Here is a 17,221-nt window from a genome sequence, read left to right on the forward strand (position 1 = left end):
TTAGAAATTTAACTCTTGTTCTTGCGTTAATAAATCTCCATTTTCGTTAGAAGAAACGATGATACTTTCATACTCACGCATACCTGTACCAGCAGGGATTCTATGTCCAACAATTACGTTTTCTTTTAATCCCATCAATGTATCAATCTTACCAGCTACAGCTGCTTCGTTTAACACTTTTGTTGTTTCCTGGAACGACGCTGCAGAGATGAATGACTTCGTCTGTAATGAAGCTCTAGTAATACCTTGTAGAATTGGAGTACCAGTAGCTGGCATTACATCTCTAGAAATTACTAAGTTTTTATCTTCGCGTTTCAACAAGGAGTTCTCATCGCGTAATTCACGCATAGAAACAATTTGTCCTTCTTTCAAGTTCTCAGATTCACCTGCATCCACAACCACTTTCATACCGAATAAACGATCGTTTTCAACGATAAAGTCGCTTGTGTGAACCAACTGATCTTCTAAGAACAACGTATCTCCTGGATCTTGAATTTGAACTTTACGCATCATCTGTCTAATAACAACCTCGAAGTGTTTGTCATTAATTTTTACCCCTTGTAAACGGTAAACCTCTTGGATCTCGTTTACTAAGTACTGCTGTACAGCAGAAGGTCCTTGGATACGTAAAATATCGTCTGGAGTAATTGCTCCATCTGATAAAGGTACACCAGCTCTTACGAAGTCATTCTCTTGAACTAAGATTTGGTTTGAAAGTTTAACTAAATACTTTCTTACATCGCCTGTTCTAGATTCCACTACGATCTCTCTGTTACCTCTCTTCACTTTACCGAAAGATACAACCCCATCAATTTCAGAAACTACAGCTGGATTCGACGGATTACGCGCTTCTAAAAGCTCTGTAATACGAGGTAAACCTCCTGTAATATCCCCTGCTTTTGAGGTGTGACGAGGAATCTTAACTAATACTTTACCAGCTTTAATTTTCTCCCCATCGTTTACCATTAAGTGAGAACCTACTGGTAAGTTGTATGAACGAATTAACTCACCATCTTTACCGTAAATTAATAAAGTAGGAATTAATTTTTTGTTTCTTGATTCGCTAATTACTTTCTCTTGGAAACCTGTTTGCTCATCGATTTCAACCATGAACGTTTGTCCTTGTTCGATATCTTCATAAGCAACTTTACCTGTGAACTCAGAAACGATTACACCGTTATAAGGGTCCCATTTACAGATCATAGCTCCTTCTTCAACCACATCACCGTCATTTACATAGATTGTAGAACCATAAGGGATATTGTTTGTTGTTAACAAAATTCCTGTATTTGGATCATACAATTTCACCTCTGTAGAACGAGAGATTACGATGTTGATTGCTTTTCCTTCGTGATCTTCACCTTCAACTGTTCTAAGCTCTTCGATCTCTAAACGACCTTTGAATTTAGCATTGATTGTAGATGTTTCAGAAATATTACCAGCCGTACCCCCTACGTGGAACGTTCTCAATGTTAACTGTGTACCAGGCTCCCCAATTGATTGAGCAGCAACTACTCCTACAGCTTCCCCTTTTTGAACCATTCTAGCCGTAGCTAAGTTACGTCCGTAACATTTTGCACAGATACCTACCTTAGCCTCACAAGTTAATGGAGAACGAACTTCAACTGACTCAATAGGAGCAGCGTTGATTGCTTTAGCAATAGCTTCTGTGATTTCCTCACCAGCACCAACAATTACTTCAGAGTTTAATGGATTTACTACGTTATTTAACGCAACACGTCCTAATACTCTTTCCCCTAATGTTTCAATTACCTCTTCGTTTTTCTTTAATGGCAATACATCAATACCTCTTAAAGTTCCACAATCTACTGAGTTAACGATAACATCTTGTGCAACGTCATGTAGACGACGAGTTAAATATCCAGCATCCGCTGTTTTTAACGCCGTATCCGCAAGACCTTTACGAGCACCGTGCGTAGAAATGAAATACTCTAAAATCGATAAACCTTCTTTAAAGTTAGAAAGAATCGGGTTTTCGATAATTTCACCACCACCTGCTGTTGATTTTTTCGGCTTAGCCATCAAACCACGCATACCTGTTAACTGACGAATCTGCTCCTTAGAACCCCTCGCTCCAGAATCCAACATCATGTATACTGAGTTAAATCCTTGTTTATCTTCGCGAATGTTCTTCATCGCTAATTCAGTCAACATAGCATTTGTCGATGTCCAAACGTCAATAACTTGGTTGTAACGCTCATTATTTGTGATAAGCCCCATGTTATAGTTCATTGTAATATGATCTACTTGTTGGTTTGCATCATCAATCAAATCTTGTTTCTTCTCTGGAACGATAATATCACCCAAACTGAATGACAATCCTCCACGGAAAGCGTAACCATACCCCATTCCTTTGATATCATCTAAGAATGCAGCTGTTGTAGGTACGTCAGTTGTAGCTAAAATACCTCCAATAATATCACGTAGTGATTTTTTCGTTAATACCTCATTGATATACCCTGCTTTTTCAGGAACTACCTCGTTAAACAAGATACGTCCAGCAGTAGTTTCAATAATTCTATACGCTAATTCACCTTTTTCGTTATAATCTTTAGCACGTACTTTTACCCCAGCATTCAAGTCAAGTTTCCCTTCGTTGATTGCGATGTGTACTTCCTCAACAGAGTAGAAGGTCAATCCTTCACCTTTTACGATTTCTTCCGGTGTAGACTTACGTAACTTAGTCATATAATATAGACCAAGTACCATGTCTTGAGAAGGTACCGTGATAGGCGCACCATTCGCAGGGTTCAAGATATTGTGCGAAGCCAACATTAACAATTGAGATTCCAAGATTGCTTCAGGCCCTAACGGTAAGTGAACGGCCATCTGGTCACCATCGAAATCGGCATTGAACGCCGTACACACTAACGGGTGTAACTGAATCGCTTTACCTTCAATCAATTTTGGTTGGAACGCTTGAATACCTAAACGGTGTAATGTAGGGGCACGGTTCAATAGAACTGGGTGTCCTTTAATTACGTTTTCTAAGATATCCCAAACCACAGGTTCTCTCTTATCAATAATTTTCTTAGCAGATTTTACTGTTTTTACGATACCTCTTTCAATCAATTTACGGATTACGAAAGGTTTGTAAAGTTCAGCTGCCATGTCTTTTGGCAATCCACATTCGTATAATTTCAATTCAGGTCCAACGACAATTACCGAACGAGCAGAATAATCCACACGTTTACCTAGTAAGTTTTGACGGAAACGCCCTTGTTTACCTTTTAATGAATCAGACAATGATTTTAATGGACGGTTCGATTCAGTTTTAACAGCAGAAGATTTTCTTGTGTTGTCAAATAGTGAATCTACAGCCTCTTGAAGCATACGTTTTTCGTTACGCAAGATTACTTCAGGAGCTTTGATTTCCATTAATCGTTTTAAACGGTTGTTACGGATAATCACACGACGATATAAGTCATTCAAATCCGACGTTGCAAAACGACCACCATCTAATGGCACTAATGGACGCAATTCAGGTGGAATAACAGGAATTACTTTTAAGATCATCCATTCCGGTCTATTCTCGCGATTCTCATTTGACTCACGGAAAGCCTCAACCACTTGAAGGCGTTTTAATGCTTCAGTTTTTCTTTGTTTAGATGTTTCATTATTAGCTGCGTGACGCAAAGTATAAGACAATTGATCTAAATCTGTCGTCGCTAATAAGTCCATAATACATTCAGCACCCATTTTAGCGATGAATTTATTTGGATCATTATCATCTAAGAATTGATTTTCCATTGGAAGAGAATCCGCAATATTCAAATACTCTTCTTCTGTCAAGAAATCAAGGCGATTTAATGGTTCACCCTCAGCATTTTTTGCAATACCTGGTTGAATTACTACGTATCGCTCGTAGTAAATAATCATATCAAGCTTCTTAGAAGGAAGCCCTAAGATGTAACCAATTTTATTAGGTAAAGAACGGAAATACCAAATATGTGCAATAGGCACAACAAGGTTGATATGCCCTACTCTATCTCTACGTACTTTCTTTTCAGTAACTTCAACACCACAACGGTCACAAACGATTCCTTTGTAGCGAATTCTTTTATACTTACCACAAGCACACTCGTAATCCTTTACAGGTCCAAAAATACGCTCGCAGAATAAACCATCACGTTCTGGTTTATGCGTACGATAGTTAATTGTTTCTGGTTTTAGAACTTCCCCTCTTGATTCTGCAAGAATCGATTCAGGTGAAGCCAAACCAATTGAGATTTTATTAAACCTTTTTACGGTATTTTTCTCTTTATTTCTATTCATGGTAAACTTACTTGTTAAAGTGTATGATAAAGAGTAAGCAGCAAAAAACTGCTTACTCTAAAATCTATAGTTTATTCTTCTAATCTGATGTCTAATCCAAGACCTTTTAATTCATGCATTAATACATTGAATGATTCAGGTAATCCTGGTTCTGGCATAGTTTCACCTTTAACGATAGCTTCGTAAGTTTTCGCTCTACCAATAACGTCATCCGATTTTACCGTCAAAATCTCACGTAATGTACTTGATGCTCCGTATGCTTCTAGAGCCCAAACCTCCATCTCTCCAAAACGCTGACCACCAAATTGAGCCTTACCTCCTAATGGTTGTTGCGTAATTAAAGAGTATGGTCCGATTGAACGCGCGTGCATCTTATCATCAACCATGTGTCCTAATTTCAACATGTAAATAACTCCTACTGTTGCTCTTTGGTGGAAACGCTCTCCTGTTCCTCCATCGTACAAATAAGTATGTCCAAATCTAGGAATACCAGCTTCATCTGTAAGTGCATTGATTTGATCTAAGTTAGCACCGTCGAAAATTGGAGTAGCATATTTTTTACCCAATTTTTGTCCAGCCCATCCTAATACAGTTTCATAGATCTGACCAATGTTCATACGAGATGGTACCCCTAATGGGTTTAACACGATATCCACTGGCGTACCGTCTTCTAAGAATGGCATATCCTCATCGCGTACGATTCTAGCAACAATACCTTTGTTACCGTGACGTCCTGCCATCTTATCCCCAACTTTTAACTTACGTTTTTTAGCAATATAAACTTTTGCAAGTTTTAAAATTCCAGATGGCAATTCATCCCCAACTGTAATCATAAATTTCTCTCTACGTAAAGCACCTTGTAAGTCATTCAACTTAATTTTGTAGTTGTGAATCAAGTCAGTAATCATACTGTTTGTTTCATCATCTACTGTCCATTGTCCTTTTGTTAAGTGAGCGAAATCATCAACTGCATGTAACATTTTTTGAGTGAATTTCTTTCCTTTTGGTAAGATTTCCTCTCCTAAATCATTCAATACACCTTGAGATGTTTTACCATTCACGATGAAGAATAATTTTTCAACCAAACGATCTTTCAATTCATTGAACTTCACTTCGAATTTCGTTTCTAGTAAAGCTAAATCATCTTTATCTTTAGAGCGTTTGCGTTTGTCTTTTACAGCTCTTGCAAATAATTTTTTGTCTAATACAACCCCTCTTAATGAAGGCGAAGCTTTTAACGATGCATCTTTAACATCTCCAGCTTTATCACCGAAGATTGCGCGTAATAACTTCTCTTCTGGTGTTGGATCAGATTCACCTTTCGGCGTAATTTTACCAATAAGGATATCTCCTGGTTTTACTTCAGCACCGATGCGGATCATACCGTTCTCATCTAAGTCTTTCGTTGCTTCCTCACTTACGTTCGGGATGTCATTAGTCAACTCTTCGTTTCCTAATTTAGTATCACGTACTTCAAGTGTATAGTCATCGATATGGATAGATGTAAAGATATCTTCACGCACTACTTTTTCTGAAATTACGATAGCATCCTCGAAGTTGTACCCTTTCCATGGCATAAACGCCACTTGTAAGTTACGTCCAAGAGCTAACTCTCCATTTTGTGTAGCATATCCTTCACATAATACTTGTCCTCTTGTTACTCTATCCCCTTTGCGAACAATAGGTTTCAAGTTGATACAAGTACTTTGGTTGGTTTTTCTAAATTTAATTAGATTATATACTTTTTCGTCTGGATCAAAGCTGATTAAACGCTCTTCATCCGTACGATCGTATTTAATAATAATTTTCTGAGCGTCTACATACTCAACAACACCTTCACCTTCAGCATTAATTAAAACACGTGAATCTGAAGCCACTTGTCTTTCTAAACCTGTACCTACGATTGGAGAATCCGCACGTAATAAAGGCACAGCCTGACGCATCATGTTTGATCCCATCAACGCACGGTTCGCATCATCGTGCTCTAAGAAAGGAATCAATGACGCTGAAATCGAAGCAATCTGGTTCGGAGAAACGTCAGTATAGTGTAAATCTTTCGGTTCAACCACTGGGAAATCCCCTTCTTCTTTTACAACTACACGTTCTTCTGTAATGTTTCCTTCGTTATCCATCGGAACGTTCGCTTGAGCGATTAACATTCCTTCTTCTTCTTCAGCACTTAAATACACTGGATTATTTACGATATCTACTTTACCATCAACAACTGGACGGTAAGGAGTTTCGATGAATCCCATATTATTCACTTTTGCATACACCGCAAGAGATGAGATCAAACCAATGTTTGGTCCCTCTGGCGTTTCAATAGGACATAAACGTCCGTAGTGTGTATAGTGAACGTCACGCACCTCGAAACCAGCTCTTTCTCTAGATAAACCTCCAGGTCCTAAAGCTGATAAACGGCGTTTATGTGTAATCTCGGCCAATGGATTCGTTTGGTCCATGAACTGAGATAACTGGTTTGTTCCGAAAAATGAATTAATTACTGACGATAACGTCTTCGCGTTAATTAAGTCGATTGGAGTAAACACTTCGTTGTCACGTACATTCATACGCTCGCGAATTGTTCTAGCCATACGTGCTAAACCAACACCAAATTGAGCTGACAATTGCTCACCTACTGTACGTACACGACGGTTTGATAAGTGGTCAATATCATCAATCTCTGCTTTTGAGTTAATCAATTCAATCAAGTATTTAACAATAGTGATAATATCCTCTTTTGTCAATACCTGTTTGTCAATTGGGGTATCAAGATTAAGTTTTTTATTCATTCTGTAACGACCTACCTCACCTAGATTGTAACGTTGGTCGGAGAAGAATAATTTATCAATAATACCACGTGCAGTTTCCTCATCAGGCGGTTCTGCGTTACGCAACTGACGGTAGATGTGCTCTACAGCCTCTTTTTCAGAGTTTGTAGGGTCCTTCTGTAATGTATTATGAATGATGGCATAATCTGCCTGATTATTATCTTCTTTATGTAGGAGGATATTCTTAACGTTCGCCTCAATGATTTCTTCGACATTATCTTTATCTAGGACTGTATCACGGTCTAAGATAATCTCATTTCTCTCAATTGAAACTACTTCTCCTGTATCTTCATCTACGAAGTCCTCGTGCCATGTATTTAACACACGTGCAGCAAGACGACGTCCGATGTATTTTTTCAACCCTGTTTTTGATACTTTCACCTCTTCAGCTAAGTCGAAAATCTCTAGGATATCCTTGTCTCTTTCGAATCCAATAGCACGGAATAAGGTAGTAACAGGTAATTTTTTCTTTCTATCAATATAGGCGTACATTACGCTATTGATATCAGTAGCAAACTCAATCCATGATCCTTTGAAAGGAATTACTCTCGCCGAATACAATTTGGTTCCATTAGCATGGAATGACTGTCCAAAGAACACACCAGGTGAACGGTGCAATTGAGACACTACCACACGCTCAGCTCCATTGATTACGAATGTACCGCTAGGCGTCATATACGGTATTGTTCCTAAATACACATCTTGAACGATAGTTTCAAAATCCTCGTGTTCAGGGTCAGTACAGTACAGTTTTAAACGCGCTTTTAACGGAACGCTATACGTTAGTCCTCTATCAATACATTCTTCAATTGAATAGCGAGGAGGATCAACAAAGTAATCAAGAAACTCCAATACAAACTGATTTCTCGTATCAGTGATCGGGAAGTTCTCCATGAAGGTATTGTATAAACCTTCATTACCTCTTTCTTCTGATTTCGTTTCTAACTGAAAGAAATCTTTAAAAGACTTAACCTGGATATCCAAGAAATCTGGATATGCAGGAATATTCTTTGTAGAGGCAAAATTTAATCTTTCATTCTGATTTGTGATCATCAATGGACAATAAATTTTGTTTATAATGTTTAATGAGATTTACGTACAAATCACTTTATACGCAAAATGGTTTAGGCCTTTGAGATTGCTCTCAAGACCTAAACCTAAAATATTTTGGTTAAAAAGCTTATTTAAGCTCAACAACAGCTCCAGCTTCTTCCAATGCTTTTTTAAGACCTTCAGCCTCATCTTTAGAAACACCTTCTTTGATGTTTGCAGGAACTGAATCAACAATATCTTTAGCTTCTTTAAGACCTAAACCAGTTAATTCTTTAACTGCTTTAACTACTGCTAATTTAGAAGCACCAGCGTCTTTTAATACTACTGTGAATTCAGTTTGCTCTTCAGCAGCTCCAGCGTCTCCACCAGCAGCTACAACTACAGCAGCAGCTGCAGGCTCAATTCCGTATTCATCTTTTAATATAGTTGCTAATTCGTTAACTTCTTTAACTGTTAAGTTAACTAATTGTTCTGCGAATTGTTTCAAATCTGCCATTTTTTCTATCGTTTAAATGATTTGTAAAAATATAATTTATTAATGTGCGTTCGTTTATGGAACATTCAAACACAAGAATCTTTTTTTATTCTTCGTCTTTGAATTGATTTTGTAGAGCTGAGATAACTCTTTGAGCAGGTGATTGTAGTAATCCGATGATTTCTCCAATAACTTCCTCTTTAGATTTAATAGCTACTAACGCGTCTAATTGATTGTCACCAATGTAGATTTCTTCGTTAATATAAGCTCCTTTTAATGCAGGAATATCGCTTTTCTTTCTAAAGTCTTTGATGATTTTAGCCGGTCCGTTAGCAACGTCCGAAATAAAGATAGCGCTGTTTCCTTTTAATACTGAAGCTAAATCTTCATAGTTTCTCTCAGATGATTCCATTGCTTTAGCAAGCAACGTATTCTTAACTACTTCTACAGTGATTCCAGCTTTGTTACAAGCTCTTCTCAAGTTAGTAGTAACCTCTGCATTTAATCCTGAAATATCAGCTATATAAAAGATATTAGCATTTGCTAATTTTCCTTTAATGTCTTCTATCGCTACTGCTTTTTGTTCTCTAGTCATACGTAAAAATTTTTTCTACCAATTATACTGCTTTAGGATCTAAAGCAATAGCAGGGCTCATAGTACTAGATATATGAATAGACTTAACATAAGTACCTTTAGCTGCTGTTGGTTTTAATTTGATTAATGTTTGAATCAATTCAGCTGCGTTCTCTTGAATCATATCAGCACTAAACGATACTTTTCCAATACCTGCGTGAACGATTCCAGTTTTATCAACTTTAAAATCGATTTTACCAGCTTTCACTTCTTGAACTGCTTTCGCTACGTCCATAGTTACAGTACCAGTTTTAGGGTTTGGCATTAAACCTCTAGGACCTAAAACACGTCCTAATGGTCCTAATTTACCCATAACAGCAGGCATAGTGATGATTACATCAACATCTGTCCAACCGTCTTTAATTTTTTGTAGGTACTCATCTAATCCAACATAGTCTGCTCCAGCAGCTGTAGCTTCAGCTTCTTTATCTGGAGTAACTAATGCTAACACTCTAACATCTTTTCCAGTTCCGTGTGGTAAAGTAACTACCCCACGCACCATTTGATTAGCTTTACGTGGATCTACACCCAAACGTACAGCGATATCAACAGATTCGTCAAATTTTGCAGAAGCAACTTCTTTAATTAAAGCAGAACCTTCTTTTAAAGAATAAAATCTACCTTTCTCAATTTTAGCAGCAGCTTCCTTTTGCTTTTTTGTTAATTTTGCCATTTCTTTTTTCTTTTACAATTAAAAAGGAGCTGTTCCTGTTACTGATATACCCATAGATCTTGCAGTACCCGCGATCATTGACATCGCTGATTCAACAGTAAATGCGTTTAAATCCGGCATTTTGTCTTCTGCGATAGCACGTACTTGTTCCCAAGTTACGCTAGCTACTTTTTTTCTATTAGGCTCACCAGATCCAGATTTCACTTTTGCAGCCTCTAATAATTGAACAGCAGCAGGTGGCGTTTTAACAACAAATTCGAATGATTTGTCTTTGTACACAGTAATTTGTACTGGTAAAACTTTACCGGGTTTATCTTGTGTTCTAGCATTGAACTGCTTACAGAACTCCATGATATTAACTCCAGCAGCCCCCAAAGCAGGTCCAACCGGTGGCGAAGGATTCGCAGCACCTCCCTTAACTTGTAGTTTAACTACTTTACTAATTTCTTTTGCCATTTCTAAAAAAATTTAGCACATCTCTTTTGGAAGCAAAGATGCGTCTATGTAACATTATATTTTTTCTACTTGTGTAAAGCTTAATTCTAAAGGTGTTTTTCTTCCAAAAATCTTCACCATTACCTCTAGCTTACGCTTATCTTCATTTATGTTTTCGATGGTAGCATCGAAACCTTTAAATGGACCATCAGTCACTTTTACTGACTCACCAACTTCATAAGGAATTGTACCTGAATCAACTTTAACTGCTAATTCATCCACTTTTCCTAACATGCGATTTACTTCTGACTCTCTCAAAGGAACTGGGTCACCCCCTCTTGTTTCTCCTAAGAATCCAATAACACCTGTTATCGATTTAATAGCATGCGGAACCTCTCCTGTCAAGTTAGCCTCAATCATTACATAGCCTGGAAAATAGACACGTTCTGTTGTTTTCTTCTTACCGTTCTTGTCCTCAGACACCACTTTTTCAGTTGGTACTAAGACTTGCGAAAGATAGTCTGACAACCCTAAACGAGAAATTTCAGTTTCGATATAATTCTTAACCTTATTCTCTTGTCCACTTACCGCACGAACCACATACCATTTTTTGACATTTGTATCAGCCATAATATTATCTCCTTATGATCTTATCCAATTATAAAACTTTCCTAACAAGTCCCCAAACAAACTATCCACTCCCCAAGTAGCAAGTGCCAACACAATTGCAAAAATTGCAATTACGATAGTATACTTTTGCACTTCCGCCCAAGGAGACCAAGTTACATTTGATTTAAGTTCTGTAAAAGCTTCTGATATGTAATTAAATACCTTTGCCATGTTATATTGTTTTTGCACGGGTGGAGGGATTCGAACCCCCATCAACGGTTTTGGAGACCGCTATTCTACCCTTGAACTACACCCGTTTGTTATAAAAGTCAGCGGTTACCCGCTGACTTTAAAATTTATTTATACTAAAGAATTAGTCTAAAATTTCAGTTACCTGACCAGCACCTACTGTTCTACCACCTTCACGGATAGCGAAACGTAAACCTACTGATAAAGCGATTGGGCTTAACAACTCAACAGTGATAGTTAAGTTATCTCCAGGCATAACCATCTCAGTTCCTTCTGGTAATTGGATTGTTCCAGTTACGTCAGTTGTACGAACGTAGAATTGAGGACGGTAGTTGTTATGGAATGGAGTGTGACGTCCACCTTCTTCTTTTTTCAAGATATAAACCTCAGCTTTGAATCTAGCGTGTGGTTTTACTGAACCTGGCTTACAAATAACCATACCACGACGGATATCAGTTTTGTCAATACCTCTCAATAATAAACCTACGTTATCTCCAGCTTCTCCACGGTCTAAGATTTTACGGAACATCTCAACTCCTGTAATAGTAGAAGTTAATTTGTCAGCTCCCATACCGATGATTTCAACAGCATCTCCTGTATTAGCAACTCCAGTTTCGATACGTCCTGTAGCAACAGTTCCACGTCCTGTAATTGTAAATACGTCTTCTACTGGCATTAAGAATGGTTTTTCGTTGTCACGTACTGGCTCTTCGATCCAAGCATCAACTTCATCCATTAATTGTAATAATGCATCAACCCATTTTTGCTCTCCGTTTAAAGCTCCTAAAGCAGAACCTTGAACAACTGGTCCATTATCACCGTCGTATTGGTAGAAAGATAATAAATCTCTAACTTCCATTTCAACAAGCTCTAATAACTCAGCGTCATCTACTAAGTCAACTTTGTTTAAGAAAACAACGATTCTAGGAATACCTACTTGGCGTCCTAATAAGATGTGCTCACGAGTTTGTGGCATTGGTCCATCAGTAGCAGCAACTACTAAGATAGCACCATCCATTTGAGCAGCACCAGTAACCATGTTTTTCACGTAATCCGCGTGACCTGGACAGTCAACGTGTGCATAGTGACGGTTTTTAGTTTGGTACTCTACGTGAGAAGTATTAATTGTAATACCACGCTCTTTTTCTTCTGGAGCATTATCAATTGAATCAAATGAACGAGCTTCTGAGAATCCTGCGTCAGCTAAAACTTTAGTAATAGCAGCAGTAGTAGTAGTTTTACCGTGGTCAACGTGTCCGATAGTACCGATGTTTAAGTGCGGTTTCGAACGATCAAAAGTTTCCTTTGCCATGATCTAATAATTTAATCTTAGTTATATAATTAGTGTTCAAATATAATAAAAAAACCTGAGCCAATGACGGGATTTGAACCCGTGACCTCTTCCTTACCAAGGAAGCACTCTACCCCTGAGCTACACCGGCTTGTGTATTTTTATATTTAGTCGTGGGGAGAGCAGGATTCGAACCTGCGAAGGTTTCCCAACGGATTTACAGTCCGTCCTCGTTGGCCGCTTGAGTATCTCCCCTCAAACCTTGTGTTTGATGTCTTTTTCTTTGAGCCGATGGAGGGACTCGAACCCACGACCTGCTGATTACAAATCAGCTGCTCTAGCCAGCTGAGCTACACCGGCATTTCACTCAATAGAAAAAGTCCGCTATTTCTAACGGACTGCAAATGTATATATTTTATTGATTAAAAAAAACAATTTACTGATTTTTTTCCATTAATGTGCTTTCATTTTCTCTTTATACTTCACAACCATGCGTTCTATCGCATCAGCTCCTAAATCAACTCCCTCTTCAAAAGTTTTACACGTTTTTTTCGCTACAATATCGTCTCCTGGAACTAATAATTTCACCTCAACTGTTTTATTTTCTTTCTCATTGGTATTTTCTACTTTCAAAAATACGTCAACAGAAATCACTTTATCGTAAAACTTACCTACTTTTAGCATTCTTTCATTGATAAAATCTACTAACTTACGATCCACGTTAAAATTAACGGCTTGAATGTTTACTTTCATAACTTCCTGTTTTTAAGGTTTTCTAACTTTTTTTCTTCAACCTCGGATGCGTCCTCCTATAGGTATCTTTCAATTCTTTCAAATTTACATGAGCATATACTTCCGTTGAAGCTAGACTTTGATGCCCCATCAACTCTTTAATTGAATTGATATCCGCACCATTTTCTAACAGATGCGTAGCAAAAGCATGCCTCAACATATGAGGACTATTTTTCTCCTTTGTTGTTGTCTTACTAAAATATAAATTAATCATTCGATAAACAAATATTTCATCAACTTTAGTGCCCTTACTATCTATTAAAAAATCGTTAATTTTCTGAACATCCCTCAAAACAATCTCACGTTCTGTCATATACCGTTTTAAAAGCACAACTAAATGCTCAATCAAAGGAACATAACGAACCTTATTTCCCTTTCCCGTGATGCGGATCATGCGAGTATAAAAATCCACATCAGCCAGCTGTACACCACATAGTTCACTTCTTCTCAACCCTAAACAATACAACATTTCCACAATTACCAAGTCTCTCAATGCATCAAATCCCTCTTGCTCTTCCAACGACAATCGAACAGCATCAACTTCTGCCACCGAAAAGGGCAATTGCAACTTCTTTTCAACTTTCAGCGTTTTATGTTGCTGCAGTGGACTAACCTCCACCTCACCTACTTTCATCAAAAATTTATAAAAGGCTTTAAGCGCACTCATCTTTCTATTAATTGAACGCTTACTGATATTCCCCTCCATCAAAGCAACAATCCACAAACGCACCCCCTCGTATTTAATCATCAGATAATCCTGTTCTGCCTCTTCTGCAAAAACTAAGAAAGAAGCAATATCGTGTTGATATGCCTCAATCGTATGAGTCGAATAATTTTTCTCTTTCTCTAAGTACTCTAGAAATTTTGCTAAATTTTTATCCATAAAAAAACCGTTGTAACAAAGATAATACTTTATTACAACGGCTTTATGATTTAACCCAATGTTTAAGTCTAGATTTCTACTGAATCTCTTAATCCTTGGATATATGCAGCTTTTTGCATTTTGTCTCTTTTTAAAACTGACGGTTTTGTAAAGTGCTGACGAGATCTTAATTGACGTAACGTACCTGTTCTGTCAAATTTTCTTTTGTAGCGCTTTAGTGCTCTATCAATATTTTCTCCGTCTTTAATTGGAATGATCAACATGTTTTCATACACCTCCTCTCATTTGGTGATGCAAAAGTAATGCTTTTTTTATACAACACAACAAAAAATAGATTTTTCTTCTTTTTTTTCTATACGCATTCTTTCATCTCTTGTTAATTAACTCCTTCAAATACAATCCAAATCCACAACATGAATCGCTAATTTGCTCCTAACCACAATTTGAAATCACCTACTCGTTCTCTACTGACAATTACTTCATCACAATAGTTTAACAACACTAATTTTAGACGAGAGGTTGACAATTGAATAATTTTTTCAATATAATCAATCCCTACTACCTGATATCGATTAACTCGAAAAAACTTAGCGGGATCTACCATTTTTAAAACGGCTTCTATGGATGGTTCATCTAATAAATGAGTCTTTCCATGTATCGTTGTTATATACACTCCTCGATCTTCTCTATAAAAACACACAACCTCATCCACTAAGACCACTTTGAGTTGCATCCCCAACTTAACAATCATTCGCTTTGGAAAGCTTGGACTTTGTAAGGAGTGCTTCAACATTTCAACCTGTTGCCCTATTTTGTTATGTTGCTTTTTAAATTTAGTTATAGCTCCTAGCAGTTCTATGGCGTCAATAGGCTTCAGCAAATAATCAATACTATTCAATTTAAATGCTTTAATTGCATAATGATCAAAACTCGTCACAAAAATAATAGCGCTGTGCTTTAATTCAATTTGTTCAAAGATTTCCAGCGATAATCCATCCGTCAGCTGTATATCAGCAAATATTAAATCTGGTTGTTCATTTTGAAGAAACCAAGGAATAGCTTCACCAACCGAATGCAGTATATGTTGTACACCAAAACCCAACTTTTCCAACTCTCGCATTAATAATCTTGCTGCTGGCTTTTCGTCTTCTATAATAACTATATTCATACTTTATATTGGCTAAATAATGGAATTTTTACACTAAAGTAATCTACCTCATCTTCTATTTCAATTTCTTTTTGCAATAAGAGCTGGCAGCGCTTTGATAAATTTTTCAACCCCAACTTCGTTGAATATTCGAGTTTTGGTTTACCATATTTTTCATTTCTCATCACTAAATTTCCATCCTCCACACTTAAAACTACTACAAGTTTACCTTGAGAAGGAATTGTATTGTGCTTGACTACATTTTCAATAAGCAACTGCAAACTCAACGTTGGAATTTGAACCTCCTCCCATGGAGTGATTGCATCGTCAATTTGAAAATCAATCGCCTGATCGTATCTGACATTGAGAAGATAAATGTAATCTCGAATAAAAGCAACCTCTTCTGCTAACGCACAAGAAGAATCATCCAGCCGCTCTAAGACATAGCGATAAATTTTAGAAAAAGAACGAGCAAATTGTTCTGCTTTTACAGGATCCTCCTGAATAGTACTGATAAGTACATTGAGATTATTAAACAAAAAATGAGGAGAAAGCTGTTCCTTCATATGTGCAATTTGACTCTTTTGCAAAGCAATTTCCATTTCTTTGTTTTTTAGTTCTAATACTCTCAATTGATCATTATAGGAAAAAACAAATACAATCATTATAATAAAGAAACTAATAAGTAACACCCCTAAGAAATCACTAAGGTGCAGGTTCTTTCCTGAATAAAATGATTGAAAAGGCATTTGATAAAAAATCCAGAGCAGAACGCTTAAAAAGAAATAGTAAGACAATACCGATACGCACAATCCATTCGCAAAAAACAAAATATTTCTTAGCTTTCTACTCAATGGAACTTGTGTTTTCTGCTCTCTTCTATCGAGAAAATAACTAAGGAGTAAACTAGTTAAAACATTAGCTCCATAAATAGACAAGGTAATTAAAAAAGAAAGCATCGCATTTTTTGAAAAAAGGTAGTCTGAAAAAGAAGCCTCCGTTACTTGTTTTGTCTTCGTATAGAAATAGTAAGAAGTAGATAAACTACTCACTATTCCAAAATTAACAGCTAAAATTAGATGTCTATACCAGTTGATTTTCATACGTTTTTTTTTATTCTAAACAGCGATTTTCTCTGTACCCCCATATCTTCTATTGATTTGCAAATAATGCTTGTGTTTTCAACGCCCATTCTTTACCCCAAGAAGGATAAAAAGGAACTTCACTTGTTTGTTGATCAAACAAAACCAAGGACTGATTTAACAAACGCATCGCATAGTCTACATCCACTTTCATAAATTTTGAACTACTCAAATAAAAACTAGCTAAACTATAACATCCTCTGGGATTATTTGGATTTAATTTCAGTGCCTTTTCATACGATTGAATGATGATTCCACTTTGTTTCATTCCTTTATTCACAGGATCCGTCATCAAGTCCAATGTTTCATTCATACCTTGCAACACATACCACTCCTCTCCCCCTTCAGTTAACCATCGTTCAATGATTAGACGGTTATTTTGCACTACATGTTCTACTATTTCGTCCTGTGGATTTTGAAATCCTTGTGTTATTCGAATAAGCACCTGATAATATGCCGGAATCCAGTTCTCCGTATTTGCATCGGAGATTCGCTCTAAAATTGCCAAAGCTTCTTTATTGTTTCCCTGCTGCCATTCCTGCATGGCTTTTTGCATTCCTTTTTCGTAATTCGCCTGACCGAAAACCAATACACTGCAAATACTAAAAATTAAAATTAATACCTTTTTCATGAAAATAAATTTTAGATGTAAACTAATTTTAAATATTGCCAACAAAAAGTTCACCTCCTTGTTGAAGCAATACGGTTATG

General features: G+C 37.0%; 15 protein-coding genes and 4 tRNA genes. All 19 read right to left on the reverse strand.

Annotation, left to right across the window (positions count from 1 at the left end; genetic code table 11):
- Window positions 1-4,296, reverse strand: a complete 4,296-nt coding sequence (gene rpoC, locus HX004_RS03235; protein ID WP_286440874.1) for a DNA-directed RNA polymerase subunit beta' — start codon at window positions 4,294-4,296, stop codon at window positions 1-3.
- Between the two features lie 71 nt (window positions 4,297-4,367).
- The gene (gene rpoB / locus HX004_RS03240; RefSeq protein ID WP_286440875.1) at window positions 4,368-8,180 is read right to left on the reverse strand and encodes a DNA-directed RNA polymerase subunit beta; all 3,813 of its coding nucleotides are present in this window, start codon (window positions 8,178-8,180) and stop codon (window positions 4,368-4,370) included.
- A gap of 127 nt (window positions 8,181-8,307) precedes the next feature.
- On the reverse strand, window positions 8,308-8,676 hold the full coding sequence (rplL, locus tag HX004_RS03245; protein WP_286440876.1) for a 50S ribosomal protein L7/L12: 369 nt from the start codon (window positions 8,674-8,676) through the stop codon (window positions 8,308-8,310).
- Window positions 8,677-8,761: 85 nt separating this feature from the next.
- On the reverse strand, window positions 8,762-9,250 hold the full coding sequence (gene rplJ, locus HX004_RS03250; protein WP_286440877.1) for a 50S ribosomal protein L10: 489 nt from the start codon (window positions 9,248-9,250) through the stop codon (window positions 8,762-8,764).
- A gap of 22 nt (window positions 9,251-9,272) precedes the next feature.
- Window positions 9,273-9,962: a 50S ribosomal protein L1 gene (gene rplA / locus HX004_RS03255; RefSeq protein ID WP_286440878.1), complete on the reverse strand. Its 690-nt coding sequence runs from the start codon at window positions 9,960-9,962 to the stop codon at window positions 9,273-9,275.
- An 18-nt stretch (window positions 9,963-9,980) separates the two neighbouring features.
- Window positions 9,981-10,418 carry a 50S ribosomal protein L11 gene (gene rplK, locus HX004_RS03260; protein WP_182626779.1) on the reverse strand — a complete coding sequence of 146 codons (438 nt, stop codon included), beginning with the start codon at window positions 10,416-10,418 and terminating at the stop codon, window positions 9,981-9,983.
- Between the two features lie 54 nt (window positions 10,419-10,472).
- Complete coding sequence (gene nusG, locus HX004_RS03265; protein ID WP_060874010.1) at window positions 10,473-11,027, reverse strand: transcription termination/antitermination protein NusG; 555 nt, start codon at window positions 11,025-11,027, stop codon at window positions 10,473-10,475.
- A 12-nt stretch (window positions 11,028-11,039) separates the two neighbouring features.
- Complete coding sequence (secE, locus tag HX004_RS03270) at window positions 11,040-11,237, reverse strand: preprotein translocase subunit SecE (RefSeq protein WP_002987570.1); 198 nt, start codon at window positions 11,235-11,237, stop codon at window positions 11,040-11,042.
- Between the two features lie 15 nt (window positions 11,238-11,252).
- Window positions 11,253-11,323 (reverse strand) — tRNA-Trp (locus HX004_RS03275).
- A 56-nt stretch (window positions 11,324-11,379) separates the two neighbouring features.
- A complete protein-coding gene (gene tuf, locus HX004_RS03280; RefSeq protein WP_286440879.1) occupies window positions 11,380-12,567 on the reverse strand; it encodes an elongation factor Tu in 1,188 nt (395 codons plus the stop codon).
- A gap of 58 nt (window positions 12,568-12,625) precedes the next feature.
- Window positions 12,626-12,697 (reverse strand) — tRNA-Thr (locus tag HX004_RS03285).
- A gap of 23 nt (window positions 12,698-12,720) precedes the next feature.
- Window positions 12,721-12,801, reverse strand: a tRNA-Tyr gene (locus tag HX004_RS03290).
- Window positions 12,802-12,832: 31 nt separating this feature from the next.
- Window positions 12,833-12,906, reverse strand: a tRNA-Thr gene (locus tag HX004_RS03295).
- A gap of 93 nt (window positions 12,907-12,999) precedes the next feature.
- Window positions 13,000-13,299, reverse strand: coding sequence for a ribosome hibernation-promoting factor, HPF/YfiA family (hpf, locus tag HX004_RS03300; protein ID WP_002987573.1), 300 nt, complete (start codon window positions 13,297-13,299; stop codon window positions 13,000-13,002).
- 22 nt (window positions 13,300-13,321) lie between these two features.
- Window positions 13,322-14,221 carry a tyrosine-type recombinase/integrase gene (locus HX004_RS03305; RefSeq protein WP_286440880.1) on the reverse strand — a complete coding sequence of 300 codons (900 nt, stop codon included), beginning with the start codon at window positions 14,219-14,221 and terminating at the stop codon, window positions 13,322-13,324.
- A gap of 68 nt (window positions 14,222-14,289) precedes the next feature.
- The gene (gene rpsU / locus HX004_RS03310) at window positions 14,290-14,484 is read right to left on the reverse strand and encodes a 30S ribosomal protein S21 (protein ID WP_158962435.1); all 195 of its coding nucleotides are present in this window, start codon (window positions 14,482-14,484) and stop codon (window positions 14,290-14,292) included.
- A gap of 158 nt (window positions 14,485-14,642) precedes the next feature.
- The gene (locus tag HX004_RS03315; RefSeq protein ID WP_286440881.1) at window positions 14,643-15,389 is read right to left on the reverse strand and encodes a LytR/AlgR family response regulator transcription factor; all 747 of its coding nucleotides are present in this window, start codon (window positions 15,387-15,389) and stop codon (window positions 14,643-14,645) included.
- The gene (locus HX004_RS03320) at window positions 15,386-16,471 is read right to left on the reverse strand and encodes a sensor histidine kinase (RefSeq protein WP_286440882.1); all 1,086 of its coding nucleotides are present in this window, start codon (window positions 16,469-16,471) and stop codon (window positions 15,386-15,388) included. The genes HX004_RS03315 and HX004_RS03320 overlap by 4 nt, the downstream gene beginning before the upstream one ends.
- 49 nt (window positions 16,472-16,520) lie before the next feature.
- Window positions 16,521-17,141, reverse strand: a complete 621-nt coding sequence (locus HX004_RS03325; protein ID WP_286440883.1) for a hypothetical protein — start codon at window positions 17,139-17,141, stop codon at window positions 16,521-16,523.
- Between the last annotated feature and the right edge of the window lie 80 nt (window positions 17,142-17,221).

This window comes from Myroides sp. 1354, from assembly GCF_030324495.1.
Lineage (GTDB): Bacteria > Bacteroidota > Bacteroidia > Flavobacteriales > Flavobacteriaceae > Flavobacterium.

Bases quoted from the DNA above. Each gene is read 5' to 3' on its own strand.
- tuf (WP_286440879.1), bottom strand. From the start codon at position 12,567: ATGGCAAAGGAAACTTTTGATCGTTCGAAACCGCACTTAAACATCGGT.
- rpsU (WP_158962435.1), bottom strand. From the start codon at position 14,484: ATGTTGATCATTCCAATTAAAGACGGAGAAAATATTGATAGAGCACTA.
- HX004_RS03320 (WP_286440882.1), bottom strand. From the start codon at position 16,471: ATGAAAATCAACTGGTATAGACATCTAATTTTAGCTGTTAATTTTGGA.
- rpoC (WP_286440874.1), bottom strand. From the start codon at position 4,296: ATGAATAGAAATAAAGAGAAAAATACCGTAAAAAGGTTTAATAAAATC.
- rplJ (WP_286440877.1), bottom strand. From the start codon at position 9,250: ATGACTAGAGAACAAAAAGCAGTAGCGATAGAAGACATTAAAGGAAAA.
- HX004_RS03315 (WP_286440881.1), bottom strand. From the start codon at position 15,389: ATGAATATAGTTATTATAGAAGACGAAAAGCCAGCAGCAAGATTATTA.
- rpoB (WP_286440875.1), bottom strand. From the start codon at position 8,180: ATGATCACAAATCAGAATGAAAGATTAAATTTTGCCTCTACAAAGAAT.
- rplA (WP_286440878.1), bottom strand. From the start codon at position 9,962: ATGGCAAAATTAACAAAAAAGCAAAAGGAAGCTGCTGCTAAAATTGAG.
- rplL (WP_286440876.1), bottom strand. From the start codon at position 8,676: ATGGCAGATTTGAAACAATTCGCAGAACAATTAGTTAACTTAACAGTT.
- hpf (WP_002987573.1), bottom strand. From the start codon at position 13,299: ATGAAAGTAAACATTCAAGCCGTTAATTTTAACGTGGATCGTAAGTTA.
- nusG (WP_060874010.1), bottom strand. From the start codon at position 11,027: ATGGCTGATACAAATGTCAAAAAATGGTATGTGGTTCGTGCGGTAAGT.
- HX004_RS03325 (WP_286440883.1), bottom strand. From the start codon at position 17,141: ATGAAAAAGGTATTAATTTTAATTTTTAGTATTTGCAGTGTATTGGTT.
- secE (WP_002987570.1), bottom strand. From the start codon at position 11,237: ATGGCAAAGGTATTTAATTACATATCAGAAGCTTTTACAGAACTTAAA.
- rplK (WP_182626779.1), bottom strand. From the start codon at position 10,418: ATGGCAAAAGAAATTAGTAAAGTAGTTAAACTACAAGTTAAGGGAGGT.
- HX004_RS03305 (WP_286440880.1), bottom strand. From the start codon at position 14,221: ATGGATAAAAATTTAGCAAAATTTCTAGAGTACTTAGAGAAAGAGAAA.